Source organism: Cellulomonas algicola, assembly GCF_003851725.1.
GTDB classification, from domain to species: Bacteria; Actinomycetota; Actinomycetes; order Actinomycetales; family Cellulomonadaceae; genus Cellulomonas; species Cellulomonas algicola.
This window is the reverse complement of sequence record NZ_BHYL01000078.1, coordinates 1-6,551: the sequence shown is the minus strand read 5'-3', so window position 1 is coordinate 6,551 and position 6,551 is coordinate 1. Positions and strand designations below refer to the sequence as shown.

Here is a 6,551-nt window from a genome sequence, read left to right as displayed (position 1 = left end):
GGCGTGCCCGACGCCGAGTGGGGGCAGGCCGTCGTCGCGGTCGTCGTGCCGCGCGCGGGCGACGCCCCGACGCTCGACCGGGTGCGCGAGGCCGTCGCGCACCGGCTCGGCGCCCCGAGCGCGCCCCGCCACCTCGTGACGGTGGACGCGCTGCCGCTGCGCGGCCCGGGCAAGGTGGACCGCACGGCGGTCGCGCGGCTCGCCGCGGAGGCTGTCGGACACGAGGACAAGCAGCGCACGACCCCGACGGGCGTGCACGACGACGCGGGCGCCCCGCCCGCACCGACCGGAAGGAGCGGCGCGTGACGACCGCACGCGAGTGGGTGGCCGGTGCACGGCTCAGGACGCTGCCGGCGGCGGCCGCACCGGTGCTCGTCGGCACGGGTGCCGCCGCACAGCTCGACGAGGCGAACCTCGGACGGGCCGCGCTCGCGCTCGGCGTCGCGCTGGCGCTGCAGGTGGGCGTCAACTACGCCAACGACTACTCCGACGGCATCCGCGGCACCGACGTCGACCGTGTCGGGCCGCTGCGGCTCACCGCGTCGGGCGCCGCGAGCCCTCGTGCCGTGCGCGCGGCGGCGTTCCTGTCGTTCGCCGTCGCCGGGCTGCTCGGCCTCGCGCTGGTCGTCGTGACGTCCCAGTGGTTCCTGCTCGCCGTCGGGGCGTTCGCCATCGCTGCCGCATGGACGTACACGGGCGGCCGCAGCCCCTACGGGTACCGCGGGCTCGGCGAGGTCGGCGTCTTCGTGTTCTTCGGGCTCGTCGCGGTGCTCGGCACGACCTGGACGCAGGCGCTCGAGCTGCCGTGGACCGCGTGGGTCGGCGCCGTGGCCGTCGGGCTGCTCGCGTGCGCGCTGCTCATGGTCAACAACCTGCGGGACGTGCCGACCGACGCGCTCGTCGGCAAGCGCACCCTGGCCGTGCGGCTCGGGGAGTACAAGGCGCGGCGCGTGTACGCGGCGCTCGTGCTCGTGCCCGTCGCGCTCGGCGCCGTGTGCGTGTTCGCCGCGCCGTGGGCGCTGCTCGTCCTGCCGCTGTTCGCGCCCGCCGGCATCCTGGCCGGCGTCGTGCTGCTGGGGGCGCGCGGACGCGCGCTCGTGCCCGTGCTCGCGGGCACCGGGATGCTCGAGCTCGGGTTCGGGGTCCTGCTGGGGCTCGGCCTGGCGATCTGACGGTCGACCCCGCCCGAGGAGCGAGGCGGGCGGTCGGGTCAGGCGCTCGGGTCAGACGGTCGGCTCAGGCCGTCGGCTTCTTGCGGTCGACGGACGTCCCGCCGTCGTCCGTCGACGTCGGCACGTCCGCCTTGGCGTCCGACCGGGGACCGTCCGCGGCGTCGACCGCCGCGTCCTCCACGTCGGCGTCCTGGTCCGCGCGCGAGCGCCCCTTGGTGCCCTCGCGCGTGCGCCGCTCGTCACGTGCCGCGATCCAGGCGACGGCCGCGTCGCGTGGCGTGCGCAGCAGCACGTACCCCGCCATCCACGCGAGCAGCGCGGCCGCGATCACCGCGAGCCAGGACCGCAGCCCCGCGACCCAGAGCAGGCCGAGGAACGCGGCGAAGAGCAGCAGACGGTAGAGGGTGTAGAGCGCGACGGGCACCCCACCAGCCTAGGACGGCAGCGGGACCGCTCGACGCCTAGGGTGGGTGGATGGCCCGCTACCTCGCGTTCGTGATCGTGGTCGGCCTCGTCGTGTGGTGCGTGCTCGACATCTCCCGCAGCTCCGACGAGGAGCGGCTGGGCGTCCACCCGCTGCTGTGGATGGCGCTCGTCGTCCTCGTGCCCGTGCTGGGCGCGATCCTGTGGATCCTCGTGAGCCGCGGTCGCCGCGCGGCCGCCCGCCAGGCCGGTGGGGGAACCGGCGGCTCGGCGTCGGGCGGGTCGTCGTGGACACCGCGCCGCCGCTCGGGACCGGTCGCCCCCGACGACGACCCCGACTTCCTGCGCAAGCTCGACGAGGAGCGGCGCCGACGCGAGCAGGGCACGGGGGACGGCTCCCCCGCGTCCTGACGCTCCGCGACGTCCTGACACTCCGCGACGTCCTGACGTTCCGACGACGTCCTGACGTTCCGACGACGTCCTGACGTCATGTCGACGCCTGACGTCACGCCGCGCGCACGTCCCGCGTCCGCGTCGCCGCCCGTCTCGGGCGGGCCGGTCAGAGGCCCGAGTAGGAGTGCTTGCCGGAGAACACCAGGTTCACGACGGTGAAGTTCGCGAGCACCACGGCGTAGCCGACGAACACGAAGTACGCGGCGCGGCGTCCGCTCCACCCGCGCGTCGTGCGGGCGTGCAGGTAGGCCGCGTACACGACCCACGCGACGAACGTGCCGACCTCCTTGGGGTCCCAGCCCCAGTAGCGGCCCCACGCGTGCTCGGCCCAGATGGCGCCGCCGATGAGCGTGAAGGTCCACAGCACGAAGCCGAGCGCGTTGAGGCGGAAGGCGAGCGCCTCGAGGTCGCGCGGCGACGGCACCTGGTCGACCCACCCGAACCGCTGCCCGACGACCGCGCGGCGCATGCCGTCGGTCCAGGCGCGGGGCGCGTCGACGGGCTTGGGGCCGGACGCACGCACGTCGGCGAGGATCTGGAGCGCGGACGCGGCGAACGCGACCGTGAAGATGCCGGTCGCGATGATCGCGACCCCGACGTGGATGACCAGCCAGTAGGAGTGCAGCGCGGGCTGGACGGCGTCGGCCTGGATGTAGAACGCGTTGAGGGCGAGCACCAGGGCGAGGACCGCGATGCCCATGACGAGCACGCCGAGGAACGCGATCACGCGACGCTGCTGCACGACGGCGAGCACCGACACCGCGACGAGGACGCCGACGATCGTGAACTCGTACATGTTCGCCGTGGGCCAGCGGCCGGCGGCGATGCCGCGCAGCACGATGCCGGCGAACAGCAGCGCGAGGCCCAGGTAGGTCGTCGAGCGGGCGATGCCCTCCGCCTTCGCCGAGCCCTGGGGTGCAGCCGGCGGGGCCTCGGCGACCGCGACCGAGCCGCCGCCGGCGGCGACCGCGGCGCGGGACTCCGTCTTCGCCGCGGCGCGCCGCTGCGTGGAGTCGGCGATGCGCGCGAGGTCGGCGGCGTACGCGATCAGCGCGATCGTGAACGCGGTCGCCGCGGCCCACACGAGCAGCGTGGAGAGGTCACCGGTGGTCATGTCGCGCTTCCTCGGGGGACGGTCGGGGCGGACGGGCTGGACGGGGTGGACACGTCGGCGGGGGCCGTCGGGTCCGGTGGCTGTGCGGCGGCCGGCGGCAGGATCTCCGCGAGCAGCCGGTCGAGCTCGGGCTGGAGGCCGACGTCGTCACCGCGGGCGAGTCCCGCCGCGGTGACCACTGTACGGCCCGCGTCGTCGCCGGTCCCGGGGGCGGCCCGCACCCACACGCGGCGGCGCGGTGCGAACAGGCTCGCGGCGAGGCCGCCGAACGCGAGCAGCGCGAACACGAGCACGAACGTGAGCGCCGGGTCGTGCCGGAGGTCGAGCGCGACGAACCGCGGCAGGCCGTCGAACGTGAGCGTGCCGAGGCCGTCGGGCAGGTCGACCGTCTCGCCGGGGCGGACGTACAGCGTGACGGCGTTGCCGTCGGCGTCGACCGCCTGCTCCATCCGGGACTCGTCGAGCTCGTAGACGTTCTGCGGCACGCCCGTGTCGAGCCCGAGGTTGCCGGACCACACCGACAGCACGAGCAGCGGCTCGTCCGGCTGCGGGTCGGTCGACCGGTAGAGGGTGTCGCTGACCTGCGTCGCCGTCGGCAGCAGGTAGCCGACGACGCCGATCTGCTCCTGGTCGCCCGAGACGTCGGGCACCTTGACGACGCCCCGCGACGTGTAGACCTCGTCCTGCGGCAGGAACGGCACCGCGCCGGCGAACGCGACCTCGCCGGCCGCGTCGCGGACCGTGAGCTCGGGCGCGTAGCCGTTCCCCTGCAGGTACACCTTGGCGCCGCCGGCGGTCAGCGGGTGGTTGACCTTGATGGTCCGCTCCTGCGGCGCGTCGCCCGGCTCGGTCAACGTCACGTGCGCGGTGAAGTCGCGGGACTGGAGCGTCTCGGGGTCGAAGCGCGCGTCGAACCGGTCGAGTCGCAGCGTGAACGGCACGAGCGTCGACGGGTCGAAGGCGGTGCCGCTCTCGAAGGTGTCGTAGTCGACCTGCGCGTTCGCGAACCCGCGCCCCTGCACGACGATCGCCTGGCCGCGGTAGTGCAGCAGCTGGCCGGTCGCGACGGACACGAGCAGCCCGACGAGCGCGAGGTGGAACACGAGGTTGCCGGTCTCGCGCAGGTACCCGCGCTCCCCCGCCGCCGACCACGTGCCGCCGCCCTCGTCGTGCACGTCGACGCGGTACGTCGGGACGAACGGCAGCCACGACCAGCCCTGGCGCATGGTCGCCGCGGCGCGCTCGGCGACCGTGCGCGCGTCGTCGTCCGTCGTCCCGCCGCCCTGCGCCGGGAACCGGCCGAGGCGCCGGGGCGTGCGCGGCGGACGGCCGCGGACCCCCGCGAGGTGCACCTTGGTGCGCGGCAGGATGCAGCCCACGAGCGACACGAAGAGCAGCAGGTAGATGGCCGAGAACCAGACCGACGAGTACACGCCGAAGAACCCGAGGCGGTCGAGCCACGGGCCCGTCGTCGGGTGGTCGAGCAGGTACTGGGCGACCTTCGCCGGGTCCTGCACGCGCTGCGGGAACAGCGTGCCGGGCACCGCGGCGACGGCGAGCAGCATGAGCAGCAGCAGCGCGACGCGCATGCTGGTGAGCTGGCGCCACGCCCAGCGCACCCAGCCCGTGAAGCCCAGGGTCGGCAGCTGGACGGGGGCCTCCGCGGGTGCGTCGGGCGCGTCCGTGGGCTGCGTGAACGCGTCGTCGAGGCCCTCGGGGCGGTAGGTCGTCACGTCACACCACCGGCACGAAGGGGTCGTAGCCCGTGAGGACGCCCTGGAGCCAGGACGCCCACGTCCCCCATACGCCCGTCACCAGCGCGAGGCCCAGGATCACGAGCATCGCGCCGCCGACCCGCATGATCGCGCGGCGGTGCCGGCGCAGGAAGCCGACCATGCGCGCGCTGCTCTCGAGCCCGAGCGCGACCAGCAGGAACGGCAGGCCGAGGCCCACGCAGAACGCGACGGCGAGCAGCGCGCCGCGACCGGCCGAGCCGCCGTCGAGGGACAGCGTGAGGATCGCGGCGAGCGTCGGGCCGATGCAGGGCGTCCACCCGAGCCCGAACGTCACGCCGAGCAGCGGTGCGCCCCAGAGCCCGGCGCGGGGTGCGAGGTGGACGCGGCGCTCGTTCTGCAGGAACGGGATCAGGCCCAGGAACCCGAGGCCCATGACGATCACGACGAGGCCGAGCACGCGCGTGACCGGGTCCTGCCAGCGCAGCAGCAGGCCGCCGAGCGAGCCGGCGAGCGCGCCGTAGGCGACGAAGACCGCGGTGAAGCCGGCGACGAACAGGCCGACGCCGAGCAGCACACGCGAGCGGGCGGGCGCGACGCGCTCCACGGTGGCCGTCGTGGTGCGGGCGGTCCCGCCGCCGTCGCCGGTCGTCGCGTCGCCGGTCGCGACGGTCGTGCCGTCGGTCAAGAACGTCGTCCCGGCGGAGGTCGTCCCGGCGGTGGTCGTCCCGGCGGTGGTCGTCCCGGCGGTGGTCGTCCCCGCGGTGGTCGTCCCCGCGGCGGCGCTCGTCGCGCCGGTGCGGGCCGAGCGCGACGCTCCCGCGCCGGACATGCCGCCGAGGAAGCCCAGATAGCCCGGGACGAGCGGCAGGACGCACGGCGACGCGAACGACACGAGCCCCGCGATCAGCGCGACCGGCACGGCGAGCAGCAGCGAGCCCGACACGACCGCCTGGCCGAAGACGTCGCCGACGTCCGCCGCGACGGGCACGCCGGCGGCGAGGGCGGGGACGACGGCGGCGGTCACGACGCGGCGCCGCCGGGCTGCTCGGCGAGGAGCTCGTCGACGAGCGCACGCAGCGTCGACGCCTCGGCCAGGCCGAGGATGCGTGCGGCGACCTTGCCGTCCCGGTCGAGCAGGATCGTCGTCGGGACGGCGTTCACGGGGACGACGCCCTGGAGCGCGGCGATCGCCGAGCCGTCGGTGTCCTCGATGCTCACGTACGGCACGTCGAACTGGCGCTGGAACGCCTCTGCGGCGCCGGCGGCGTCCGTCCCGTTGATCCCGAGCACGTGCACGCCGTCGTCGGCGTAGTCGGTCGCGAGCGCGACCAGGTCGGGCGCCTCCGCGCGGCACGGCGGGCAGTTCGCGTACCAGGTGTTGAGGACGACGACGTCGCCGCGCCAGTCCGCGACGTCCTGCGCGCTGCCGTCGTACGCCGTGCCGGACAGCTCCACCGGCCCCTTGCGGTCGGCGGCGACCCACGTCGTGGCGCTGCCGTCGCCCGACTGGTAGCCCTGGTCGACGACGTCGGCGGGCGCGTCGCCCTCGGACGCGGACGTGCAGCCGGCGGCGAGCGCGGCGACGACCGCGAGCGCGGCGGCGGTCCGGGCGAGCGCGCGGGACCGACACGGCGCGGACGGGCGGGCCGTCGA

The 6,551-nt window shown here is 75.3% G+C and carries 8 protein-coding genes; 3 read left to right on the top strand and 5 right to left on the bottom strand.

The window, feature by feature from the left end:
- Positions 1-306 (top strand): AMP-binding enzyme (locus tag CTKZ_RS06025; protein WP_443090075.1); only part of this gene is annotated, 306 nt, incomplete at its 5' end.
- Positions 303-1,172, top strand: a complete 870-nt coding sequence (locus CTKZ_RS06020) for a 1,4-dihydroxy-2-naphthoate polyprenyltransferase (RefSeq protein ID WP_124342100.1) — start codon at positions 303-305, stop codon at positions 1,170-1,172. The genes CTKZ_RS06025 and CTKZ_RS06020, both read left to right, overlap by 4 nt.
- A gap of 64 nt (positions 1,173-1,236) precedes the next feature.
- Here the strand turns inward: CTKZ_RS06020 and CTKZ_RS06015 are convergent, their stop codons facing one another.
- Positions 1,237-1,596, bottom strand: coding sequence for a DUF4229 domain-containing protein (locus CTKZ_RS06015; protein WP_124342099.1), 360 nt, complete (start codon positions 1,594-1,596; stop codon positions 1,237-1,239).
- A 50-nt stretch (positions 1,597-1,646) separates the two neighbouring features.
- Here CTKZ_RS06015 and CTKZ_RS06010 point away from each other — a divergent pair, with 50 nt between their 5' ends.
- Complete coding sequence (locus CTKZ_RS06010) at positions 1,647-2,006, top strand: PLD nuclease N-terminal domain-containing protein (protein WP_124342098.1); 360 nt, start codon at positions 1,647-1,649, stop codon at positions 2,004-2,006.
- A gap of 148 nt (positions 2,007-2,154) precedes the next feature.
- Here the strand turns inward: CTKZ_RS06010 and ccsB are convergent, their stop codons facing one another.
- The 4 genes from ccsB to CTKZ_RS05990 form a co-directional block, all read right to left on the bottom strand.
- Positions 2,155-3,162: a c-type cytochrome biogenesis protein CcsB gene (gene ccsB, locus CTKZ_RS06005; RefSeq protein ID WP_124342097.1), complete on the bottom strand. Its 1,008-nt coding sequence runs from the start codon at positions 3,160-3,162 to the stop codon at positions 2,155-2,157.
- A complete protein-coding gene (gene resB, locus CTKZ_RS06000) occupies positions 3,159-4,895 on the bottom strand; it encodes a cytochrome c biogenesis protein ResB (RefSeq protein ID WP_124342096.1) in 1,737 nt (578 codons plus the stop codon). The genes ccsB and resB overlap by 4 nt, the downstream gene beginning before the upstream one ends.
- Before the next feature lies 1 nt (position 4,896).
- A complete protein-coding gene (locus tag CTKZ_RS05995) occupies positions 4,897-5,922 on the bottom strand; it encodes a cytochrome c biogenesis CcdA family protein (protein ID WP_124342095.1) in 1,026 nt (341 codons plus the stop codon).
- The coding region (locus CTKZ_RS05990) for a TlpA family protein disulfide reductase (RefSeq protein ID WP_148090465.1) at positions 5,919-6,551 on the bottom strand (633 nt) is incomplete at its 5' end. The genes CTKZ_RS05995 and CTKZ_RS05990, both read right to left, overlap by 4 nt.